The sequence below is a fragment of the Streptomyces sp. NPDC018031 genome (genome assembly GCF_044327625.1).
Classification (GTDB): domain Bacteria; phylum Actinomycetota; class Actinomycetes; order Streptomycetales; family Streptomycetaceae; genus Streptomyces.
On sequence record NZ_JBIRFT010000006.1, the window covers coordinates 277,328 to 298,794 of the forward strand.

Below are 21,467 nucleotides of genomic sequence, written 5' to 3' on the forward strand. Positions count from 1 at the left end.
CCGGTGGTCCGGGGTCCCGGCGGCCCGGTGGCGTCGGCACCCCCGGTGACCGCGGGCGCTGCGCCCCGGCGCTCCCGGTGGCCCCGGTGCTCGCAATGGTCCCGGTGCTCGCGATGGTCCCGGTGCGGAACGCGTCCGGCAGGCTCCGGACGGTGGCCGCGCGGCGGCCCCGGGGCCGCCACCCAGCCGCATTGGTCGTCGCCCGGTTTCTGTGCATCCATGGACGTATGGCCCGTTCGCACAGCCCCCGCACCCCACGGGATCCGCACGGCCCGCAGGACCCCCGGGCGAGCCGCCCGACGATCTCGCAGTTCGCCAAGCAGCACACCGTGCTGCTGACCACCTACAAGCGGGACGGCACCCCGGTCGGCACCGCGGTGAGCATGGCCGTCGAGGGCGACCACGCCTACATCCGCACCTACGGCAGCGCCTGGAAGGCCAAGCGGATGCGGAACAACCCGGTGGTGGCCATCGCGCCGGCCACCCTGAGCGGAAGGCCGACCGGCCCCTCGGTGCCGGCCCGCACCCACCTGCTGAAGCAGGGCAGCGGCGAGGCCCGGCACGCGGCCCGGATGCTCACCCGGAAGCACCCGGTGCTGCACGGTGTGCTCGTCCCGCTGGGCCACCGCCTCAAGCACGAAACGACCCTGCACTACGAGGTCCGGCTGGTCGCCGAGGACGAGCGCTACCCGGAGGCGGGCGGCACCGGCCCCGCGCCGGGCCCCGCCACCGGACCGGACCCCACCGGCTGAACCACCCCCGCACCACCGGACCGGGCCCCGCCGGCCGAACAACCCCGGCACGACCGGACCACCCCGGCGCGACCGGACCGGACCCCGGCGCCTGAACCGCCCCCGGAACGGCCCGGCGCCCACCGCGCGGCCGGGACCGCACCCGGCCACCGCCCGGAACCGGCGCGGGCGACCGTCAGCGGGCCGGCCGCTCAGCCCCGGCGGCCCCGACGGCCCCGGTGGCCCCGCCCGCCCCGCCTGCCCCGGACCGCCCAGAAGCCGACGGCGATCACCGCGACCACCGCCCCGCCGATCAGCAGGCTGTCGTCGCCGGAGTCCGCGCCCCGGTCACCGGCCGCGTCACCGCCCCGCCGGTCGCCGCCGTCGCCACCGCCGTCCTCCCGGTCCCGCTGCTTCGCCGTCGCGTCGGGCAGCAGGTCCCCCTCCAGCTCGACCGCGGTGACGCGGCTGCCCGCCCCCTCCGTCCCGTACAGCAGGGTGCCGCCGTCCGGGCTGAACGTGACGGCCTCGCCCTGCCGTTGGATCGGCAGCGACGGCTCCTCCGGGAGTTCCTCGCCCAGGCCGTCCTTCCCCCACCGGTACTCCGCGACCCCGAAGTAGGCGCGCAGCACCAGCCGGCTGCCGTCCGGGGCGAACGCCCCGTCGGTGACCTCCATGTCGAGGTCGGAGACCCGCCGGAACACGTTCATCCGCGACGCGGAGAGGGTGGCCGGCCCCTGGTAGAGCCCGGCGTCCTCCTCGCTCTTGCTCGCGATGTAGACCCGGCCGGTGCGCGGATCCACCATCATCGCCTCGGCGTTGCGCGGCCCGCCCTGGTACTGCACGTCGAACTGGGTCGCGTCCACGGTCGTGTCGCGCAGCCGTTCCGGCTCCGGGAAGCGGTAGATCCACACCTTGGTCCAGGTGCCGCCCAGGTTGTCGCCGATGTCGCCGACGTAGACGTTGCCGTCCGGGCCGACGGAGACCGCCTCCACGTCACGCGGGTCGCCGATGCCGCGCAGGGTTACGGTGGCGACGGTGCGCCCGGTCTTCCCGTCGACGGCGAACACGTACGGGCCGTCGTCGCTGTCGTTGTGCGTCCAGTAGACGCCGGGGTGCGCCCGGCTGGCGGCGAGGCCGCTGGACTCGGTGATCCGCTCGTCCTCGATGGTGAAGGAGGACGGGGCGTTGTCGTCGGCGGCGGCCGGCGAGACGGCGGGCAGCGCGAGCAGCGCGGCGGCACCGAGCACAGACAGAAGCGAACGCATGGGCCAAGCCTGCCATATCACCGACCGCAAGTAATCGCCGGATTAGTTGGCCTGTTCCCCGGATTATTTGGCACAAAATTTATCGGCCATTGACGGCAAAGTGGACAGCCGCGTTGCAGAGGAGAATCGCGCCGCCCTACGGTCTCTTCCCATGAGTGGATACGGTCAAAACTCTTACACCCCTGCCCCGTCGGGCGCGCCGTCCGGCGGCCAGGCCGGCGGAGTCGACAAGATGGTGATCATCGCGATCGTCGGCGCGGTCATCGCATTCATCGGCACGTTCCTCAACTGGTCGTACTCCGACACCGCGAGCGGGGGCGTCAAGGGCAAGGAGTTCACCGACGGCATCATCGTCATGATCACCGCCGGGCTCGCGGCGGCGGCCCTGGTCGGCGTGATCGTCGCCAAGAAGGCTCAGCTCACCATCGCCGGTGCCGGGCTGGCCCTGATCTCGCTGGTCATCGGCGCGCTCAACCTGTTCGACCCGGACCGGGCGGCCATCGCCAAGGCGGAGGACGAGAACAGCGACCAGGGCGAGCAGTTCAGCAGCGAGCAGATCGAGGAGGCCATCAAGGCCCTCGACTTCTCCGCCGCACCGGGTGTCTACATGGTGGTCATCGGGGCGCTGGCCGCGGCGGTCTGCGGATTCCTCGCGTTCAAGAACTCCCGCGCCGCTCGATAGCCACGGAATTAAACAGGAATTCATCACCCCGGAATCCGGTGGCCGGTATTCTTGACGCGAGCTGCACATCAAGAATGCGGGCCACCGGGTTTCTGCATTTTCTGTGAACCTTCTGTGTACCCGCCCGGCCTCGGCCGGCCCGCCGGCCCGGCCCGCCCGGCGCGGTCCACCTGGCGGTCGGCGGCCCGGGCTTCCGTCCCGGGGCCGTCCCGGGGCCGTCCCGCGGCACGCTCCGGTCCGTGTGCCTGGCGTCACGCGACGCCCCGGTACCTGGCGGGCGGAGCCCCCGTGCATACTTCACCGATGCGCATCATGTTCGTCGGTGACTCGATGACGATCGGCAGTGCCGGCGACTTCACCTGGCGTTACCGCATGTGGGAGCACCTCAACGCCACCTTCGGCGGCCCGTACGCGATCGTCGGTCCGCGCAGCGAGGTCTACGACGCCCACGCCGGAGCCCCCGTCTCGCACGAGTACGCCGACCCGGGCTTCCCGCAGCGCGCCCGCCGCCATCTGGCCGGCTGGGGCGAGGGGTGGCTGCACATGGCGCCGCTGATCGAGGACGCGGTCCGCGCCCACCGCGCCGACACCCTGCTGATCTCGCTCGGCCTGATCGACCTGGGCTTCTACACCGGCGCCGAGGACACCGCGGCCAACGCCCGCCGGTTCCTCACCGCCGCCCGGGCCGCCAACCCGCGCGTCCAGGCGGTGCTGTTGCCGGTGATACCCAACGTCCGGGCCGAATCCGACGCCCTGTTCGCCGCCGAGGTGGACCGCTTCAACGAACTCCTCGCCAAGACGGTCGCCGACCTCGACTCCCCCGCCTCGCCGCTGCTGCTGGTCTCCCGGCCCGAGGAATACCTCATCCACCGCGACACCTACGACGGCACGCACCCCAACGCCTCCGGCGAACACCGCATCGCCGCCGCCTTCGCCGACGCCATGCACCAGGCGTGGGGGGTCGGCGCCCGGTACGCGCCCCGGGTGCCGGCCGCCGGCCACCGCTGACGCCCGGGACACCCGGCCCCCGCCGCCCGGGTCCCGCCTCCCGGACACGGACCGGGCACCCTTGCCTGGAGCGCACTCCAAGGCGTTGGGTGGAGCGCATGAAGTACACGCAGCTGGGCCGCACCGGACTCAAGGTCAGCCGACTGGTGCTGGGCACGATGAACTTCGGCCCGCAGACCGACGAGGCCGACAGCCACGCCATCATGGACGCCGCGCTCGACGCGGGGATCAATTTCTTCGACACCGCCAACGTCTATGGGTGGGGCGAGAACAAGGGCCGCACCGAGGAGATCATCGGCAGCTGGTTCGCCAAGGGCGGCGGCCGCCGGGAGAAGACGGTGATCGCCACCAAGGTCTACGGCAACATGGGCACCGAGGGCGAGCCGTGGCCCAACGAGGACCGGCTGTCCGCGCTCAACATCCGGCGCGCCGTCGACGCCAGCCTCAAGCGGCTGGGCACCGACCACATCGACCTTTACCAGTTCCACCACGTCGACCGCCGGACGCCGTGGGAGGAGATCTGGCAGGCCGTCGACGTCCTGGTCCGGCAGGGCAAGATCCTCTACGCCGGTTCCTCCAACCACGCCGGCTGGCACATCGCCCAGGCCAACGAGACCGCGCGGCGGCTCGGCGGCTACGGGCTGGTCAGCGAGCAGTGCCTGTACAACCTGGCCGAGCGCCGCGCCGAGATGGAGGTCGTGCCGGCCGCCGAGTCCTACGGGCTGGGGATCATCCCCTGGTCGCCGCTGCACGGCGGACTGCTCGGCGGGGCGATCCGCAAGGAGCGGGAGGGCGGGGCGGCCCGCACCACCCAGGGCCGCAGCGGGGACGCGCTGAAGAACACCGCGCTGCGCGAGAAGGTCCAGGCGTACGAGGACCTGCTCGACGAGCACGGGCTCGAACCGGGCGAGGTCGCGCTGGCCTGGCTGCTGACCCGGCCCGGGGTGACCGGCCCGATCGTCGGCCCGCGCACCGCCGAGCAGCTGGCGTCCGCGCTGCGCGCGGTGGAGCTGGAGCTGGGCGCGGAGGTGCTGGCCGGGCTGGACGAGATCTTCCCGGGCCCGGGGCCCTCGCCGGAGGCGTTCGCCTGGTGACCGCGGGCCACCGTCGGGGGCGGCCCGCGACGGTGGCGCGGTGGCCGGGCCGCCGGGCGCGCCGGTGACCCGGCGCGCCAGTGGGAACGGCCGCGGGGCGGCCGCCCCGGGCGTGCCCGGCGGCGGCCGGACGGGTCACTGGAGGGCGGCTGCCACCACGACGACGACGAGGATCACCACGAAGGCGCCACGCATGATCAGGGTTCGGGTCTTGGCATCCACCCCTTGAGGTTAACCGGGCGGGTCAGCGGCCCAGCGGCCAGCTCCCCACCGTCTCGTAGACCGGCTGCGCGCCGGGGGTGCCGCCGCCGGGCAGCCGGCTGCGCATCAGCCGCAGTTCGCCCTCGGTCCACGCGGCCGTCGTGAAGTCCGCGAGCGCGGCGACGAACGGGACGAGGTCGGCGCCGTCGGCGCGGCCGCGGGCGATGGTCAGGTGCGGCGCGTACGGGCGGTGCTCGCGCGGCGCGACCCCGGCCCGGCGCCCCGCCGCGGCGGTGGCCCCGGCCAGTCGGCGCATCGCCTGGCGGTCCCCTTCCGCGCCGATCCACAGCACCCGGTGGCCGAACCGGCCGCCCGCGGCGAGCCGGAGGTCATAGGGGTGGTGGCGGTGCGCGGCGCGGGCGAGGCGCTCCGCCAGCTCCGGGACGGTGTCCTCGGCCACCTCGCCGTAGAAGGCGAGGGTGAAGTGCCAGCCCTCCGGCCCGCTCCAGCGCAGCCGGTCCGCTCCGGGGAGCCGCCGCAGCGCGCCGACCGCCCCGGCGAGCTCGGCGAGCGCCGCGGGCGGCGGGACGGTGGCGGCGAAGAGTCTCATGGGGTGAGTCTGCCGGGTGCCGCCCGCGCCGCGCGGCGGTCCGCCGTGCGGCGCGCGGGCGCGGTCACACCCCGGTGGTGACCCGCTCCGGGGTCACCGGCTCGCGCGGCACGAAGGCGATCACCTGGCGGCCGCGGCGCAGGTCCACCCGGAGCCGGAGGCCGCCGATCCGGGCCAGTACCAGGCCCACCACCAGCGCGGCCAGCGCGGAGACCAGGCCGCCGGCGAGGAAGCCGACGCGGGCGCCGTAGGTGTCGGTGAGCCAGCCCACCAGCGGCCCGCCGATCGGCGTACCGCCGACGAAGACCATCATGAACAGGCTCATCACCCGCCCGCGCATGGCCGGGTCGGTCGCCATCTGGACGCTGGCGTTCGCGGTGACGTTGATGGTCAGGCCGAAGACGCCGATCGGCACCATCAGCGCGGCGAACAGCCAGAACGTCGGGGCGAGGGCGGCGGCCATCTCCAGGACGCCGAAGAGCACGGCGGCGCCGACCACCAGCCGCAGCCGCGAGGTGGCGCGCCGGGCGGCGAGCAGGGCGCCGGTGACCGAGCCGACCGCCATCAGGGTGTTGAGCAGGCCGTAGGTGCCCGGTCCGGCGTCGAAGACGTCGTCGGCGAAGGCGCTGAGCCAGATCGGGAAGTTGAAGCCGAAGGTCCCGATGAAGCCGATCAGCACGATGGGCCAGATCAGGTCGGGGCGGGCGGCGACGTACGCCAGGCCCTCCCGCAGCTGGCCCTTGCCGCGGGGCGCGCGTTCGACCTTGTGGAGTTCGGCGGGGCGCATCATCAGCAGGCCGACGAGCGGGGCGCCGAAGGACAGGCCGTTGAGCAGGAAGGCCCAGCCGCTGCCGACGGCGGTGATCAGGACACCGGCGACGGCGGGCCCGATCAGCCGGGCGGACTGGAAGTTCGCCGAGTTCAGGCTGACCGCGTTGCGCAGCTCGGCCGGGCCGACCATCTCGACCACGAACGCCTGGCGGGTCGGGTTGTCGACGACGGTGACCATGCCGAGCAGGAAGGCGAAGAGGTAGACGTGCCAGACCTGGACGTGCCCGCTCAGGGTCAGCGCGGCCAGCGCGAGGCCGCAGGCGCCCAGTGCGGTCTGGGTCATCAGCAGGATGCGCCGCTTGGGGTAGCGGTCGGCTATGACGCCGCCGTACAGGCCGAACAGCAGCATCGGCAGGAACTGCAGCGCGGTGGTGATGCCGACGGCGGTGGAGGAGCCGGTGAGGCTCAGGACCAGCCAGTCCTGCGCGATGCGGGACATCCAGGTGCCGGTGTTGGAGATCACCGCGCCGGTGGCGAAGAGGCGGTAGTTGCGCACCCTCAGTGAGCTGAACATGCCGCGCGCGGGTGCGTCGCCCGGGCCGGGGGCGGGGATCTTCCCGGCGGGTGCGGCGGTGGTCCCGGCGGGTGCGGCGGTGCCCGTGGGTTCGGCGGTCCCGGCGGGCGCCTCGGTGGCGGGCCCGGGGGCGGTGCCGGCGGGCGCGGGCCGGGCGGGGGCCGGGTCGGCGGAGCTACGGGTGGCGGGAGTGGTGGGGGTAGTGGGGGTGAGGGGAGTGGTGGGGGCGGTGGGGGTGGGAGTGGTGGGTTCGTCGGCGGGTTCTGGTGCGGGTGCGGAGTCTGCTCCGGGTCCCGGACTCACAGGGGTTTCGCCTCCTCACGGCGGGTGTCTACAGGTTCGCCAGCTTCTCCAGCACGGGCGCGGCCGCGCGCAGCGCCGCCCGCTCCTCCGCGTCGAGCTTGCCGGCCAGCTCGGCCAGCCAGGCGTTCCGCTTGCGGCGGCTCTCTTCGAGCATGGCCTCGGCCCGCTCGGTCTGCGAGACCACCTTCTGCCGGCGGTCCTCCGGGTGCGGGTCGAGCCGGACCAGGCCCTTGGACTCCAGCAGTGCCACGATGCGGGTCATCGACGGGGGCTGGACGTGCTCCTTGCGGGCCAGTTCGCCCGGGGTCGCGGACCCGCAGCGGGCGAGGGTGCCGAGCACCGACATCTCGGTGGGGCTCAGCGACTCGTCCACGCGCTGGTGCTTGAGCCGGCGCCCCAGCCTCATGACGGCGGATCGCAGCAGGTCGACGGCGTCGGCGTCGGTGACGGTCGGGGCGCTGGACCCTTCGGCGGCGTGCGGGCTCCCGTCGGCGGCGCGTTCCGCGCGTTCGGGAGGCTCCTTGGCCGAAGACTGGGGATGGGACGGTTCCGGCATGGTCTTTAGCATAACTCATTACCTCGGCTAATGAAACCGGGATGTGCCGCGTGGCGGCGGCTCACCCGAACGAGTGAGGAACGGTCGGAAAGTGACGCGGCCGAGCAGCCTCTCCGGCGACCCTGACCGGCATGGGATCGACAGTGCTCAGCCTGCGCATAGACGGGGAACTGCTGGAGCGCGTCCGGCAGCATGCCGCGAAACGCGGAATGAGCGTCCAGGACTACGTGGTCCGGACGCTCATCCGCGACGATTTCGACGAACGGTTCACCTCGTCGGTGGACGAGACCGAGCGCTTCTACCGCGAAGCGATGTGATCACCCGCCCCGGCGGCACCGGCCCGGCCCGCCCCGGCTCACTTCACCCCGAGCACCTGCTCGATCGGGTCGAGCAGGAAGTAGACGAGGAAGCACAGCCCGACCGCACTCAGCAGCCAGGGGATCTCCCGGGTCCGCCGGTCCGCGATCCGCAGCAGGATGAAGGCGAGCACACCGATGCCGATGCCGTTGGTGATGCTGTAGGTGAAGGGCATCGAGACCATGGTCAGGAACGCCGGCACGGCGATCGTGAAGTCGCTCCAGTCGATCTCGCGGACGTTCGCCGCCATGATCAGGAAGCCCACCACGATCAGCGCCGGGGTCGCGGCCTGCGACGGGACCACCCGCGCCAGCGGGGTGAAGACCAGCGCGAGCAGGAAGAGGCCGCCGGTCACCAGGTTCGCCAGACCGGTCCGCGCGCCCTCCCCGACACCGGCGGTGGACTCCACGAAGCAGGTGTTGGCGGACGCCGAGCCGAAGCCGCCGCCGGCCACCGCGACACCGTCGACCATCAGGATCCGGCCCATGCCGGGCATCTGGCCCTTCTCGTCGTCCATCAGCCCGGCCTCCTCGCCGACGCCGATGATGGTGCCCATCGCGTCGAAGAAGCCGGACAGCAGCACGGTGAAGACGAACAGGCTGCCGGTGAGGATGCCGACCTCGTGGAAGCCGCCGAAGAGGCTGACGTTCCCGATGAGCCCGAAGTCCGGGGTGTCCACGATGCTGTCCGGGACCCGGGGCACGCTCAGCCCCCAGTTCTCGTCCGGGATCTCCGCGATCGAGTTGATGACGACCGCCGCGAAGGCCATCACCACGATGCCGATCAGGATCGCGCCGCGCGTCCGGCGGACCACCAGGATGAAGGTGAGCGCCAGGCCGACCACGAAGATCAGCACCGGCCAGCCCTGGAGCCGCCCGTCGATGCCCAGCCCCATCGGCACGGTGGTGTGCGCGGCGTCCGGGTTGCGGGTCACGAAGCCGGCGTCGACCAGCCCGATCAGCGCGATGAACAGGCCGATGCCGATGGCGATCGCGCGCCGCAGACCGCCGGGGATGGCGTCCATCACGCGCTGCCGCAGACCGGAGGCGACCAGGATCATCAGCACCAGACCGGCGAGCACCACCATGCCCATCGCGTCCGGCCAGCTCATCTCGGGGGCGAGCTGGAGGGAGACGACGGCGTTGATGCCCAGGCCGGCGGCGAGCGCGATCGGCACATTGCCGATGACGCCCATCAGGATCGTGGTCAGCCCCGCCATCAGGGCGGTGGCCGTCACCAGTTGGCCGTTGTCCAACTGGTGACCGAATTTGTCGGTACCCGCGCCGAGGATGATCGGATTCAGCACGATGATGTAGGCCATCGCGAAGAACGTGGCGAGCCCGCCACGGATCTCCCGGGAGACCGAAGACCCCCGCGCGGTGATCTGGAAAAACCCGTCCAGACGATTGGTGGGCGGAACCGGTGGCTGCTGCTGGGCGTCGACCGGAGCCGTGGCCGAGGGGGGCATGAATGACCTCAGTGGTGCGCGTACACAAGTAACTGGGTCTTTCCTGGATATTCATACGAGAAAATCCAGTCAGACCCAGACCGTTTCAGTATGAATGCATAGCGCAAAGATCGCTATCTCCGCGCGTAGACCCCTGATGTGCCCGGCTTCCCGGACCGCCCGGGCCACCGGTGTGCCCGCTTCCCGGACCGGACCACCGGTGTGCCCGCTTCCCGGCCCGCCCGTCGCCGGACGCCGGAAGCCCCGCCGCCGGGCCGGGTGGGGTGGGGCGGGGGCGCCGTACCGCGGCGGCCGACGGCCCCGGACACCGCCCGGGGCCCGGCCCGTAAGCTGTCCGCATGACGAAGTGGACCCCCGAGCACGAGGCGCCGGAGCCCCTGGAGGGCAATGTCGTCGCCACCATCACCGGCGGCACCGTCGTGTGGTTCGTCCTCTTCCTCGTCCAGCTCCCCTTCTACGGCTGGTTCGACGACCACGGCCATCTGTGGTGGCTGTGGACCTGCCTGGCCGGCGGCGGGCTGGGGCTGCTCGGCATCTGGTACGTGCGCAGGCGGGACGCGGCGATCCGCCGCGCGGCGGCCGGTGCCGGCGGGACCGCCGACGCCGCCGGGTGACCCGGCGCGGCGCCGCCCCGCCGCACGCCTCGCCTCACACCGCACGCCGACCGCCGACCGCCGACCGCCGACCGCCGACCGCCGACCGCAGCGTCCCCGACGTCCGCAACCCCGACGGCCGCAGCACCCCGACCGCGGCATCCCGACGGCCGCCGCACCCTCGACGGCCTCCGCGCCCCTGGGGCCGCGCCCCACCACCGTCGCCGCCGGGTGAACCGCCGCGGTATCCGGGCCCGCCCCGGCTGGTACCTGAGTCTGATCTTTGGCCGTCCGGCCCCCCCGATTCCGGCAGTCACCGCGTGAACCCGGCCGCGCGCCCGTACCGTCGGATCCATGACGCATCAGGCGCAGGTCGACACCTCTGAGCCCGATCCCCCGGCGCGGACCGCCCACCCAGGACTCACCTCGGCCGAGGTCGCCGAGCGCGTGGCGCGCGGTGAGGTCAACGACGTACCGGTGCGGTCCTCGCGGTCCACCGCCGACATCGTCCGCGCCAACGTCTTCACCCGCTTCAACGCCATCATCGGCGTGCTCTTCCTGATCATCCTGGTGGTGGGGCCGATCCAGGACGGCCTGTTCGGATTCGTGATCGTCGCCAACACCGCGATCGGCATCATCCAGGAGCTGCGCGCCAAGAAGACCCTGGACAGCCTGGCGGTGATCGGCGAGGCGAAACCCACCGTCCGCCGGGACGGCACCGCCGCCGAGATACCGACCTCCGGCATCGTCCTCGGCGACCTGGTCGAGCTGGGGCCGGGCGACAAGGTCGTGGTCGACGGCGAGGTGACCGAGGCGGACGGGCTGGAGATCGACGAGTCGCTGCTCACCGGCGAGGCGGACCCGGTGCTCAAGCAGCCGGGCGACCCGGTGATGTCCGGCAGCTTCGTGGTGGCCGGCGGCGGCGCGTTCACCGCCACCAAGGTCGGGCGCGAGGCGTACGCGGCGCAGCTCGCCGAGGAGGCCTCCCGCTTCACCCTGGTCCACTCCGAGCTGCGCAGCGGCATCAGCCAGATCCTCAAGTACGTGACCTGGATGATGGTGCCCACCGCGATCGGCCTGATCATCAGCCAGCTGGTGGTCGAGGAGGACGACTGGCGGGAGGCGGTGCGCCGGATGGTCGGCGGGATCGTCCCGATGGTGCCCGAGGGCCTGGTGCTGCTCACCTCGGTCGCCTTCGCGATCGGCGTGATCCGGCTGGGCCGCAAGCAGTGCCTGGTCCAGGAGCTGCCCGCCATCGAGGGGCTGGCCCGCGTCGACGTGGTGTGCCTGGACAAGACCGGCACCCTCACCGAGGGCGGCATGGACGTCACCGAGCTGCGGCCGCTGGCCGGCGGTGACCGGGCGGAGCTGCGGCAGGTGCTCGGCGCCCTCGGGGCCGCCGACCCGCGGCCCAACGCCAGCCTGCAGGCGATCATCGACGCGTTCCCGGACGGCCACGGCGCGGACACCGGAGCGGACGGGCGGCTGCGTCCGGTCGCCACCCTGCCGTTCTCCTCCGCCCGCAAGTACAGCGGGGCCACCCTGCACGGTCCCGACTCGCAGCGCACCACCTGGCTGCTCGGCGCCCCCGACGTGCTGCTGCCGGACGGGGATCCGGCGGGCGGCGAGCGGGACGCCGGCATCGAGGAGCTGAACGCCCAGGGGCTGCGGGTGCTGCTGCTGGCCCGGACCGATCGCCCACTGGACGATCCGGAGGTGGCCGAGGGGGCGCGCCCGGCCGCGCTGGTGGTGCTGGAGCAGCGGCTGCGCCCGGACGCCGCCGACACCCTGCGCTACTTCGCCGACCAGGACGTCGACGCGAAGGTGATCTCCGGCGACAACGCGGTCTCCGTCGGGGCGGTGGCGGGCAAGCTCGGCCTGCCCGGCGCCGAGGCCCCGGTGGACGCCCGCAAGCTCCCCGCCGCGCCGGAGGCGATGGCCGCCGAGCTGGAGCGGGGGGCGGTCTTCGGCCGGGTCACCCCGCAGCAGAAGCGGGACATGGTCGGCGCCCTCCAGTCACGCGGCCACAACGTCGCGATGACCGGCGACGGCGTCAACGACGTACTGGCGCTCAAGGACGCGGACATCGGGGTCTCGATGGGCTCGGGCAGCGAGGCGACCCGTGCGGTGGCCCAGATCGTGCTGCTCGACAACAGCTTCGCCACCCTGCCGTCGGTGGTCGCCGAAGGACGCCGGGTCATCGGCAACATCGAGCGGGTGGCCAACCTCTTCCTGGTCAAGACGGTCTACTCGGTGCTGCTGGCGCTGCTGGTGGTCTGCTCGCAGGTGCCCTACCCGTTCCTGCCGCGGCATCTGACGCTGCTGTCGACGCTCACCATCGGGGTGCCCGCCTTCTTCCTCGCGCTGGCCCCCAACAAGGAGCGGGCCAAGCCGCGGTTCGTCCGGCGGGTGATGCGCTACTCCATCCCGGTGGGGCTGATCGCGGGCACCGCCACGTTCCTGTCCTACCTGGTGGCCCGGCACCACTACCGGGGTGAGGACGCGCTGGACGCGGAGACCAGCGCCGCGACACTGACCCTGTTCCTGATCGCCATGTGGGTGCTGGCCATCATCGCCCGCCCCTACACCTGGTGGCGGGTCGGCCTGGTGCTGACGATGGCCCTGGGGTTCGTGATCGTACTGGTCACCCCCTGGCTACAGGACTTCTTCGCCCTGCGGCTGGTGGGCACCGAGATGCCGTGGACGGCGGTGGGCATCGCGGTGGCCGCGTCGGCGCTGCTGGAGGTGGTGTGGCGGCGGATCGCCGCGAACGGCGGACGCGCGTCCTGACCGGGCCGCCGGGGCGCCCGGCGGGCGGCGCCATGCCGTGCCCGGCCGGTGAGCCGGGCGCCGGACACCCGAGCGGGACACCGGGAGCCGGGAGCCGGGAGCCGGGTGCCGGACGCCCCGAGCGGGAACCAGGGAGCCGGCCGCCCCGACCCGGAAGCCGGGGACCGGGAGCCGGACGCCGGGCCGCCCGTCGCGGGCGGCCCGGCGTCGTCACGTCGGGTCCGGTGCGCCGGGATTACTGCACGTCGACGAGGTCGCCGCCCGCCTTGGCGGGGGCGGTGGTGGAGATGCCGGCGTAGTTCCAGCGCCAGTAGCCGTCGGTGGCGGCGGTGACGGTCGTCTTCAGGGCGCCGCCGGTGGTGGTCTTCACCGTCTTGACGGTGGTGTAGGTGTCGGTGCCCTGCTTGCGGAACTGCAGCTGGACCGACTGGTCCTTGTGGCCGACGTAGCCGTGGCTCCGCCAGTCCGCGCGGGTCAGGTTGCCGGTGACGGTGATCGTCTTGCCCTTCTTCACCGGCTCGGGCGAGGCGTTGACGGTGAGCTTGGACTGCCGCTGGACCCGGAACGAGGCGGCCTTGGCGTTGCTGTGGAAGTCGCCGTCCTCACCGTCGGCCCAGGTACTGACGTACCAGGTGCCGGCCGGGCTGTTGTCGACGAAGTCCGTGCGCGGGTCCATGGTGAAGCTCGCCGAGCAGGTGGAGGTGGTCTCGTTCACCACGGTGCAGCGCACCCGCGACGCGGGCGACTCGAAGCCGCCCTCCGGGCCTTCCAGGTCGAGGTAGTTGAGGCCCTGGATGCCGGAGTCGTCGGTGGCGGTGACCGAGACGGTGAAGGTGGTGGCGGTGGTCGCGTCGATGACGACCGGCTTGCCGCCGTTGACGACCACCTGGGTGATCGCCGTGTCGCCGTGCCCGTCCGCCTGGGCCGCCGGGGCGGTGAGGCCGGCCGTCGCGGCCGCGGCGGCCGCGGTCAGCACGGCCATGGTGGTGCGCTTGCGCATCTGTCCCCCACAGGAAAGAAGAGGCTCCGTCCGGTTGCCCGCGCTCTCCGGGGCCTGAGGTGGCGTCACGCGCCGCACCGGCCGCAGGGCGGCATGGCCGGGACCGAGCCTGAAGTGGAACAACTGTACGATCTTCACCCGGCATTCACAATGGTCTCACCGGCGGAATGGTTTGCCTCGCCGCCACCGGTGGTCGGTCCGGGTGGCCGGGGCGGATCGCGCCAGCGCGGCCGGTCCGGGGGCCGGGCGGATCGCACCACCGCGGTCGGTCCGGGTAGCCGGGGCGGATGGCGCCAGCGCGGCCGGTCCGGATGGCCGGGGCGGATCGCGCCGCCCCGGCCGGGCCGGTCAGTCGAACCAGCGCGCCTGCTCCAGCTCGTCGGTACGGGTCAGGTCCTCCAGCAGCGCGGCCGCCTCGAACCGGCGGTGCCACTCGCCGGCCGCCCACGCCAGCCCCGCCGCGACCCCCTCCAGGGTAGCGGCGTGCAGCACTCCGTCGGGGGTGCGGCGCCAGTCCAGTTCGACACCCGCCACGACCAGTTCCTCGTGCTCCACATAGGACTCCGGGGCGCCGGGCAGCAGCACCCGCACCGCTTCCGGTACGTCCCGCGGCTCGCCGTCCGGCGGCACCGCGGTGTCCGCGTGGACCTCGCTCAGCCGCCGCACCTGGAACAGCTCCGCCAGCTCCGCCGCCCGGCCGGGCCGCACCGGCAGCAGCGGCAGACCGGCGGCGAGCGGGATCAGGTCGGGGGCGTCGGCGACCAGCGCCTCGCCCGCGTCCACCACCGTCACCCGGCCGTCGACCACGGCCCGCAGCTCGTCCGGCAGGGTGACCTGATCCGGGTCGAGGTCGGCCAGCAGGCCGTAGACCGCGTGCAGTTGGGCGGCGGTCACCGCACGGGCCGGGTCGGCGAGCCTGCCCAGCAGCTCGGCCGCGCCGCCCGGTTCGTCCAGCAGGGCCGCCACCGAGGTCCGCACGCCCAGCGCGCGCAGCACCTGCTCGTCGTCGAACCCGGTGGCGTCCGCCGCCTCGTACAGACCGGCCAGCAGCGGATCGCCACCGGCCGCCCGGAGACCGGCGGGCCGGCGCCCGTCGAGCACCGGATGGCCGCGCAGCCACCAGGCGGTGTACGGGCGGACCGTCTCCGTCGTGCCGTCCGGCAGCAGGATCCGGACGGGGGTGGTGAGGGCGTCCCGCAGCGGCGGGCGGGCCAGCATCGCCAGCGCCTTCGGCCAGGCGTCGTCGGCGACCAGGTCCAGGTCGCGCACCGCGACGATCTCGGTGGCCACCGGCGGCACCGGGCTGTCCGGCAGCCGGTCCAGCACGTCCTCGCACCACACGTCGACGGCGTCGAGCAGTCCGGCGTCGTCCGGTTCGGCGAAGTCCCCGTCGCGCGGGTCCAATTCGTCCGGGTCGAGCACCACGTCGGTGGCGCGGACCAGCTGGAAGCCGGCCAGCACGCCGACCGCGGTCAGCGGCTGCTCGCCCCATCGCTCGGCGAGTTCCGGGTCGCAGCGGGCCAGTTCGCCCTCCACGATCACCGCCTCGAAGTCGCTGCCCGGCAGCACCAGTTCGCCCGCCGGGGCCGGCTCGCCCTCGTCGTCGGGGAGCGCCAGCGCGGCCAGCCACGGCTCGTCCCCCGGGGCCAGCCGGGCGTCCCGGACCAGCCCCAGCACGGTCTCGGCCAGCTCCTCGGCGTCCAGGCCCGCCCGGTGGCCGTCGTCCTCGGCGTCCGCGTCGTACCAGTGGTCCTCGTCGTCCAGCGAGGCGGCCACCGCGGCCCGCACCTGCGGGGTGGTGAGCACGGCGCGCGGCGTGGCGGGTGTCGCGCCCAGCTTCTCCAGCAGCGGGTGCGCGGCCTCCGGGTGCGCCACCTTGAGCCCGAGCCGGGCCAGCGTGCGGTGCCGGGCGGCCGTCTCCGCGGCGTCGTCCCGGTCCGGCGCGCCGAAGCCGCCGTCGGCCGGGGCGGGCCGGCCGGCCCGGCCGGCGCCCCGGTCGTACCCCCCGGTGATGTCCGCCAGGTCCTCGGGCAGGCCACCGCCGGGCAGCGGCAGCAGCACCTGCCGGGGGCCGATCGCGACGCCGCGTCCCCCGGCGCCACCGCCGGCCAGCGGCACCGGCAGGCCGCTGAGCCGGTCCGGGTCGGTACCGGCGAGCGAGTCGTACAGCCGCCACCACCAGGCGGCCGGACGCTCCGCCCCGGCCAGCCGGTCGATCAGTTCACCCAGCGGCACCCGCGCCACGCCCAGCGCCCGCAGCTCCGGCCGGCGTTCCAGACCGGCGGGCAGCAGCCCGGGGAACAGCTCCGCCAGCACCAGCACGGTCTCGGCGCCGGCCCCCTCCACGATCTCCGCGTCCAGCGGCCGCAGCGCGTACGGCTCCCCGCCCGGCCCTGCCGGAGCGCCGGACTCCGGCCACGCCTCCAGGTCCGGGACGCGCCGCGCCGCGGCGTCGGTGCCGGGCCGGGCGGCCGGTGCCGGGCCGGCGGCCGGGCCGGCGCCGCCGGACGGCCGGGCCGACCAGGCGTCCGGGCCCTCGCCCCACAACTCGCCGAGCGCGCCGCCCTCCTCCTCCGGGGCGCCCGCCGTGGAGGCCGCCGCGCCGGGCAGGAACGCCACCCGGGGCAGCCGCTCCAGGATCCCGCGGCGCAGTTCCGCGTCCAGCTCGCCCTTGCCCAGCGGGCCGGGCACCAGGTCCAGCGTGCCGACGGTCACCGGGTACCAGTCGCGCAGCAGCGCCGCGTACGCCTCGGCGGCCTGCTCCAGCAGGAAGCCGGTGAGCGGGCCGGGCGCGGTGTGGCGGCGGGTGGGGTCCAGCGGGAAGGAGGCGATGAGCAGGGCGGGCAGCCCCAGTTGCTCGTCGGTGGGGGTCGGGGCGTGCACCACCGGCGCGGTGCCGGGGCGTACCGGGGAGCCCGTCTCGTCCACCGGAACCGCCCAGGTCACCGACCAGAACGGGCGGGTGCGCTCCTCGACCGGGCGGTCCGCGAGCAGCGCGGCGTCCAGCCGGCCGCCGACCCGTTCGGTCCGCCAGCGGGTGACGCCGCGGGCGGCGGCGCTGTCCTCGACCGCCACGTACGGGCCGTCCACCTGCCGGCGCAGGGTCCGTACCCCGTCCGGGGTCTCCACCACGACCTCGGTGAGCCCCGGCAGGGTGAGCAGCAGCGCGTCGTCGATGCCGGCCAGCAGCCGCCGCGCCACGTCCTCGGCGGCACCGTCCCGCAGCGGCAGCACCACGACGGTGTCGTAGCCCTCGGGCGCGGTGCCCTCGGCGGGCAGCGGCAGGCGCAGCAGCGGCACATGGCCGTCGCGGCGGCGCAGCTCGTCGGCGAGGTCGGGGTTTGTCTCGGCCACCGCGCGGGTCAGCTCCCGCGCCTCGGCGAGCGACCAGCGGACCCCGCCGGTCCGGCCCACCACGGCGGGCTCGTCGGTGACCGCCAGCACGGCCGCGAAGCCGACGCCGAACCGGCCGACCGGCCCGGCCGGCTCCCCGGGCCCGCCGGCCCCGCCGTCGTCCCGCTTGGCGGAGGCCCGCAGGGTGGCCAGCGACTCGACCCCGGCGGCGTCCAGCGGGGCACCGGTGTTGGCCGCGGCCAGCACCGCCGGGTCGTCGCCCGCGGCGGGATGCAGGGTCAGCCGGAGGCGGCCGGGGACCCCGGCGCGGGCGGCGGCGTCGGCGGCGTTCTGGGCGAGTTCCACCACGAGCCGGTCGCGGTAGCCGCCGAGGGCGAGATCCTCCTCGGCGTTGGCGTCCTCGCGGAAGCGGGCGGACGACGCGGCCCAGGCGTCGAGCACACCGCGGCGCAGCCGCGCGGTGCCGAACGGGTCGGCGTTCTCGGTCGCGCCTCGCACCATCGCCGTGCTGCTCACGTTCGCCTCCGGGTTCCTGGTCGGTGATTCCGGTACCCGCGCGGTCCCCGCCCGCGCGCCTTGCCAGCGGCGAACGTACCGCCACTTCGATCGTGCGCTCGCCCGCCCCCTCCGCTCCACCGCTGCCGGGCGGCCCCGGCCCGGGACGCCGGCGGCGCGAGGTGGCGGGGGCGCGCAGCGCCGGACGGCGCCGCCCCGGACCGGGGCGGCGCCTTCGCGGGTGGCACGGTACGCGGCCGTCGGCCGCCGCGGGGCCGCAGGTCTCACGGCGCGCTCAGGCCCGGGAACCGGACCGGAGCCGCGCCCGCCACATGACGGCCGGACCTGAGCCTCGCCCGCCGCATGACGGCCGGGCCGGAGCCGCGCCCGCCGTACGGCGGCCGGAGACCGGAGCCGCGGCGGTCACCGGGCGGCCGGGTTCGGGCCCCGGGCGGCGGGCCGCGGTCAGGAGTGCCCGAGCTCTTCCGCGGGCGTGTCGGGCTCGACCGAACCGCCGGTGCGGTCCGGGTGCAGCGGCATCGGTTCGACGACCGTCTCGTCGATCACCGGCGGCGCCGGGCGCGGCGGCTTCGGCATCACGGCCGCCTCCGAGTGCCCGCCGCAGCCGTAGGACAGGGAGACCACCCGGCCGTCCGCCGGGCTGAACTCGTTGGCGCACACGCCGAACGCCTGCTTCAGCGAGCCGCTGAGCGGCATCAGGAAGCCGCAGCTGACGCAGGCGGCCGGGGCGGCCTGTGCCATCGGGGTCTTCGGGCCGAACGACTCGTCCCAGCGGTCGGCCGCGGTGTGCAGGCCGTAGCGGGACAGCACCCGGGCGCGGCGCATGCCCAGTTCCTCGGCGACGGCCGTGACGCTGCCCCGGGTCGGGGCGGTCGGCTGCGCGGCCGGCGACCCGGGCGTCACCTCCGCGTCCTCCGCCTCGACCAGCTCCGCCATCTCCGCGGAGACGGCGGAGTTCGGCGGCGGGACGTCGGCCGCGGTGTAGCCGGGCTCCAGGCGCAGGTCCTCGGCGTCGGTGGGCAGCAGGTCGCCCGGCCCCATGTCGCCCGGGCGGAGCCGCTCGCTCCACGGCACCCACTCCGGTGCCAGCAGGGCGTCCGGGCCGGGCAGCAGCACCGTCTCGTCGACGGTCACGAGCTTGGCGCGGGAGGCCCGGGCGACGGTGACGGCCCAGCGCCAGCCGCGGTAGCCCGGTTCCTTGCTCTCGAAGAGATGGGTGACGACGCGGTCGGCGTCGGCGACGGTGGCGACGTGGTCGCCGACCATCCCGGGGAGCGCAGCTTCCTCGGCCGCCTCGCGGGCGAGATCGACGGCCTCGGCGCACAGGCGGTCCGGGGTACGGCTTCGCATCGCAGCACTCACAAGAATCGATTCTCTCCTACGCCGTCTCACGAGTGCGCCTGCCATGCGGCCGGGACGGCGGACGGAGCGGACCGAAGGGCCGCGTCGACGTCCGCGCCCGTTCGGCCTTGGGCGCACCTGCTACGTCCCATTCTGCGGGATCGCGACTCGGTGCGTGGCCAGGAACGACCGTCGGAGGCGCGGAAGGCACGCTACCTTGTCCGGCCCACCGCGCCCTACCCCCGGGTGCCGTCATGAACCTGCCGACGGGGCGGCGCACGCCTCCTCGACCACCGGGCCACCGACCGGTTGACTGCCGGGTGAGCCGTGTCCGCGCCCGGCCGGGGCGGTGGCCGACCGCCCCGGAAGGCAGTGTGGGACCGGGGGCCGGTACCTCGCCGGGCCGGCGCGGAAGACCTCGCGCGGTACCGCGCGAGGGATGGCGCAAGCCCGTTCGCCGGGGTAGGCAGAAGGCATGGCACGAGTTTCGTAAACCCTTCGCAAAGCACCGGAAAGGCTCACCCCCGTGCGGGGTAGGCGGGACCATGGTCGAGTGAAAGATCGGGTGACAGCCATCAGCGCCAGCCGTTTCCGCGAGGACGTCCGGGCCCGGGGACGGGGCCGGCGGCTCGGCCGTGTGCTGCGGCACCCGCTCGCCGCCACCGGACGCGGCATCCGCCGCGCCACCCACGCGCACGGCGCGGGCGAGTCCGGTCTCGGCAAGCTGATCGAACTGCACGCGGTGAACTCCGCGGGCGACATGATGGTCACCATCGCGCTCGCCTCCACGGTCTTCTTCTCCGTCCCCACCGACGAGGCGCGTGGCCGGGTGGCGCTGTACCTGGCCATCACCATGGCCCCGTTCGCGCTGCTGGCGCCCGTGGTCGGCCCGCTGCTGGACCGCATCCCGCACGGCCGCCGGGCCGCGATGGCCACCGCGATGCTCAGCCGGGCGGTGCTCGCCCTGCTGATGTCGACCGCCGTCGCGGGCGGCGGGCTGGAGCTGTACCCGGCGGCACTGGGCGTACTGGTGGCGTCCAAGGCGTACGGCGTGGTGCGGTCCGCCGTGGTGCCCCGGCTGCTGCCGCCGCGCTTCTCGCTGGTCAAGGCGAACTCACGGGTGACGCTCTCCGGGCTGCTGGCCACCGGGCTGGCTGCCCCGCTGGGGGCCGGGCTGCATCAGCTCGGGCCGGAGTGGCCGCTGTACGGGGCGTGCGCGGTGTTCGCCATCGGCACCTTCCTCTCCTTCACCCTGCCGCACAAGGTGGACTCGGCGAAGGGCGAGGCGAAGGCCCGGCTCACCTCCGGCGAGCACCATCTGCACCTGCCGTCCACCCGGCACCGCGCGGCCGCCGCTGCGGGGCGGAGCGCGCTCGCCACCCGGACGCCCGCCACCGGGACGGCGGCCACCGGGACGGTCGCCGCCGCCCCGGGGACGACGGCGGAGGACACGGGGACGACGGCCGGGGCCCCGGGGACGACGACCGGGGACGCGGAGACGGCGGCCGGGGTCCCGGGGACGGCGGCCGAGGACGCGGGGGCGACGACCGGGGACGCGGAGACGACGACCGGGGTCCCGGGGTCGGCGGCCGGGGACGCGCCGGCCCCGGCCGCGACCGGAAAGGCCGTCAGCGGCGGCCGGACGCGGCGTCCCGGGCTGCGCACGGTCGGGCCGTCGGTGCTGCACGCCCTGGAGGCGTGCTCCTCGCTGAAGGCGCTGTCCGGGTTCCTCACCCTCTTCCTCGCCTTCCTGCTGCGCGAGCATCCGCTGCCCGGGCTGAGCCCGGAGGTGTCGCTGGGGGTGGTGGTCGTCTCGGCGGGCCTGGGCAACGCGCTGGGCACGGCCATCGGCGCCTGGCTGAAGGCGCGCGGCCCGGAGCGGATCATCGCCGTGGTGCTGCTGAGCGCCCTGGGGGTGCTGGTGGTCACCGCCGTGCTGTTCAGCACGGTGCTGGTGGCGGCGGTCGCGGCGACCGCCGGGATCTCGCAGGCGCTGGGCAAGCTGTCGCTGGACGCGCTGATCCAGCGGGACGTGCCGGAGGAGGTCCGCACCTCGGCGTTCTCCCGCTCCGAGACCACCCTGCAGATGGCCTGGGTGGTCGGCGGCGCGATCGGCATCGCGCTGCCGCTCAACGGGGTGCTGGGCATGGCGGTCGCCGCCGGGCTGATCGCGCTGGGCGCCCTCGCCGCCGTACGGGGACTGCTCGGCGCCGGCCGGCGCGGCTCGCCGTACCCCCGCGTGGCGTGAAC

Annotated in this window: 16 protein-coding genes; 8 read left to right on the top strand and 8 right to left on the bottom strand. The window is 74.5% G+C overall.

Features of this window, described 5'->3' with window-relative positions:
- Positions 1-227 precede the first annotated feature (227 nt).
- Positions 228-752 (top strand): PPOX class F420-dependent oxidoreductase, encoded by a 525-nt coding sequence (locus tag ACH4B3_RS17585; RefSeq protein WP_398463746.1) that lies wholly within the window; start codon positions 228-230, stop codon positions 750-752.
- 191 nt (positions 753-943) lie between these two features.
- Here the strand turns inward: ACH4B3_RS17585 and ACH4B3_RS17590 are convergent, their stop codons facing one another.
- The gene (locus ACH4B3_RS17590) at positions 944-1,999 is read right to left on the bottom strand and encodes a hypothetical protein (RefSeq protein WP_398463747.1); all 1,056 of its coding nucleotides are present in this window, start codon (positions 1,997-1,999) and stop codon (positions 944-946) included.
- Between the two features lie 151 nt (positions 2,000-2,150).
- On the opposite strand from ACH4B3_RS17590, the gene ACH4B3_RS17595 reads away from it, so the two are divergent.
- From ACH4B3_RS17595 to ACH4B3_RS17605, 3 genes are all read left to right on the top strand, one after another.
- Complete coding sequence (locus ACH4B3_RS17595; protein WP_398463748.1) at positions 2,151-2,681, top strand: hypothetical protein; 531 nt, start codon at positions 2,151-2,153, stop codon at positions 2,679-2,681.
- 303 nt (positions 2,682-2,984) lie between these two features.
- Complete coding sequence (locus tag ACH4B3_RS17600) at positions 2,985-3,689, top strand: GDSL-type esterase/lipase family protein (protein WP_398463749.1); 705 nt, start codon at positions 2,985-2,987, stop codon at positions 3,687-3,689.
- 98 nt (positions 3,690-3,787) lie between these two features.
- Positions 3,788-4,783: an aldo/keto reductase gene (locus ACH4B3_RS17605; protein WP_398463750.1), complete on the top strand. Its 996-nt coding sequence runs from the start codon at positions 3,788-3,790 to the stop codon at positions 4,781-4,783.
- Positions 4,784-5,027: 244 nt separating this feature from the next.
- Here ACH4B3_RS17605 and thpR read toward each other — a convergent pair whose 3' ends face one another.
- From thpR to ACH4B3_RS17620, 3 genes are all read right to left on the bottom strand, one after another.
- A complete protein-coding gene (gene thpR, locus ACH4B3_RS17610) occupies positions 5,028-5,594 on the bottom strand; it encodes an RNA 2',3'-cyclic phosphodiesterase (protein WP_398463751.1) in 567 nt (188 codons plus the stop codon).
- 64 nt (positions 5,595-5,658) lie between these two features.
- Positions 5,659-7,242 carry an MFS transporter gene (locus ACH4B3_RS17615; protein ID WP_398463752.1) on the bottom strand — a complete coding sequence of 528 codons (1,584 nt, stop codon included), beginning with the start codon at positions 7,240-7,242 and terminating at the stop codon, positions 5,659-5,661.
- 28 nt (positions 7,243-7,270) lie between these two features.
- Complete coding sequence (locus tag ACH4B3_RS17620) at positions 7,271-7,648, bottom strand: MarR family winged helix-turn-helix transcriptional regulator (RefSeq protein WP_398463848.1); 378 nt, start codon at positions 7,646-7,648, stop codon at positions 7,271-7,273.
- A gap of 281 nt (positions 7,649-7,929) precedes the next feature.
- On the opposite strand from ACH4B3_RS17620, the gene ACH4B3_RS17625 reads away from it, so the two are divergent.
- On the top strand, positions 7,930-8,115 hold the full coding sequence (locus ACH4B3_RS17625; protein WP_398463753.1) for a ribbon-helix-helix protein, CopG family: 186 nt from the start codon (positions 7,930-7,932) through the stop codon (positions 8,113-8,115).
- A gap of 38 nt (positions 8,116-8,153) precedes the next feature.
- Here ACH4B3_RS17625 and ACH4B3_RS17630 read toward each other — a convergent pair whose 3' ends face one another.
- Positions 8,154-9,623, bottom strand: coding sequence for an NCS2 family permease (locus ACH4B3_RS17630; RefSeq protein ID WP_398463754.1), 1,470 nt, complete (start codon positions 9,621-9,623; stop codon positions 8,154-8,156).
- Between the two features lie 338 nt (positions 9,624-9,961).
- On the opposite strand from ACH4B3_RS17630, the gene ACH4B3_RS17635 reads away from it, so the two are divergent.
- Positions 9,962-10,237: a DUF2530 domain-containing protein gene (locus tag ACH4B3_RS17635; protein ID WP_398463755.1), complete on the top strand. Its 276-nt coding sequence runs from the start codon at positions 9,962-9,964 to the stop codon at positions 10,235-10,237.
- Between the two features lie 333 nt (positions 10,238-10,570).
- Entirely contained in the window at positions 10,571-13,006 is a 2,436-nt protein-coding gene (locus ACH4B3_RS17640) for a cation-translocating P-type ATPase (RefSeq protein ID WP_398463756.1), read from the top strand.
- 235 nt (positions 13,007-13,241) lie between these two features.
- Here the strand turns inward: ACH4B3_RS17640 and ACH4B3_RS17645 are convergent, their stop codons facing one another.
- The 3 genes from ACH4B3_RS17645 to ACH4B3_RS17655 all read right to left on the bottom strand — a co-directional run bounded on the left by ACH4B3_RS17645 (position 13,242) and on the right by ACH4B3_RS17655 (position 19,226).
- Entirely contained in the window at positions 13,242-14,006 is a 765-nt protein-coding gene (locus ACH4B3_RS17645) for a calcium-binding protein (RefSeq protein WP_398463757.1), read from the bottom strand.
- A gap of 348 nt (positions 14,007-14,354) precedes the next feature.
- Positions 14,355-17,861 (bottom strand): sacsin N-terminal ATP-binding-like domain-containing protein, encoded by a 3,507-nt coding sequence (locus tag ACH4B3_RS17650; protein ID WP_398463849.1) that lies wholly within the window; start codon positions 17,859-17,861, stop codon positions 14,355-14,357.
- A gap of 459 nt (positions 17,862-18,320) precedes the next feature.
- Positions 18,321-19,226 (bottom strand): DUF3027 domain-containing protein, encoded by a 906-nt coding sequence (locus tag ACH4B3_RS17655; RefSeq protein ID WP_398463758.1) that lies wholly within the window; start codon positions 19,224-19,226, stop codon positions 18,321-18,323.
- A gap of 565 nt (positions 19,227-19,791) precedes the next feature.
- On the opposite strand from ACH4B3_RS17655, the gene ACH4B3_RS17660 reads away from it, so the two are divergent.
- Positions 19,792-21,465 carry an MFS transporter gene (locus ACH4B3_RS17660; protein WP_398463850.1) on the top strand — a complete coding sequence of 558 codons (1,674 nt, stop codon included), beginning with the start codon at positions 19,792-19,794 and terminating at the stop codon, positions 21,463-21,465.
- The last annotated feature ends 2 nt before the right edge of the window (positions 21,466-21,467 follow it).

Bases quoted from the DNA above. Each gene is read 5' to 3' on its own strand.
- ACH4B3_RS17585 (WP_398463746.1), top strand. From the start codon at position 228: ATGGCCCGTTCGCACAGCCCCCGCACCCCACGGGATCCGCACGGCCCG.
- ACH4B3_RS17590 (WP_398463747.1), bottom strand. From the start codon at position 1,999: ATGCGTTCGCTTCTGTCTGTGCTCGGTGCCGCCGCGCTGCTCGCGCTG.
- ACH4B3_RS17595 (WP_398463748.1), top strand. From the start codon at position 2,151: ATGAGTGGATACGGTCAAAACTCTTACACCCCTGCCCCGTCGGGCGCG.
- ACH4B3_RS17600 (WP_398463749.1), top strand. From the start codon at position 2,985: ATGCGCATCATGTTCGTCGGTGACTCGATGACGATCGGCAGTGCCGGC.
- ACH4B3_RS17605 (WP_398463750.1), top strand. From the start codon at position 3,788: ATGAAGTACACGCAGCTGGGCCGCACCGGACTCAAGGTCAGCCGACTG.
- thpR (WP_398463751.1), bottom strand. From the start codon at position 5,594: ATGAGACTCTTCGCCGCCACCGTCCCGCCGCCCGCGGCGCTCGCCGAG.
- ACH4B3_RS17620 (WP_398463848.1), bottom strand. From the start codon at position 7,648: ATGAGGCTGGGGCGCCGGCTCAAGCACCAGCGCGTGGACGAGTCGCTG.
- ACH4B3_RS17625 (WP_398463753.1), top strand. From the start codon at position 7,930: ATGGGATCGACAGTGCTCAGCCTGCGCATAGACGGGGAACTGCTGGAG.
- ACH4B3_RS17630 (WP_398463754.1), bottom strand. From the start codon at position 9,623: ATGCCCCCCTCGGCCACGGCTCCGGTCGACGCCCAGCAGCAGCCACCG.
- ACH4B3_RS17635 (WP_398463755.1), top strand. From the start codon at position 9,962: ATGACGAAGTGGACCCCCGAGCACGAGGCGCCGGAGCCCCTGGAGGGC.
- ACH4B3_RS17640 (WP_398463756.1), top strand. From the start codon at position 10,571: ATGACGCATCAGGCGCAGGTCGACACCTCTGAGCCCGATCCCCCGGCG.
- ACH4B3_RS17645 (WP_398463757.1), bottom strand. From the start codon at position 14,006: ATGCGCAAGCGCACCACCATGGCCGTGCTGACCGCGGCCGCCGCGGCC.
- ACH4B3_RS17650 (WP_398463849.1), bottom strand. From the start codon at position 17,861: ATGGTGCGAGGCGCGACCGAGAACGCCGACCCGTTCGGCACCGCGCGG.
- ACH4B3_RS17655 (WP_398463758.1), bottom strand. From the start codon at position 19,226: ATGCGAAGCCGTACCCCGGACCGCCTGTGCGCCGAGGCCGTCGATCTC.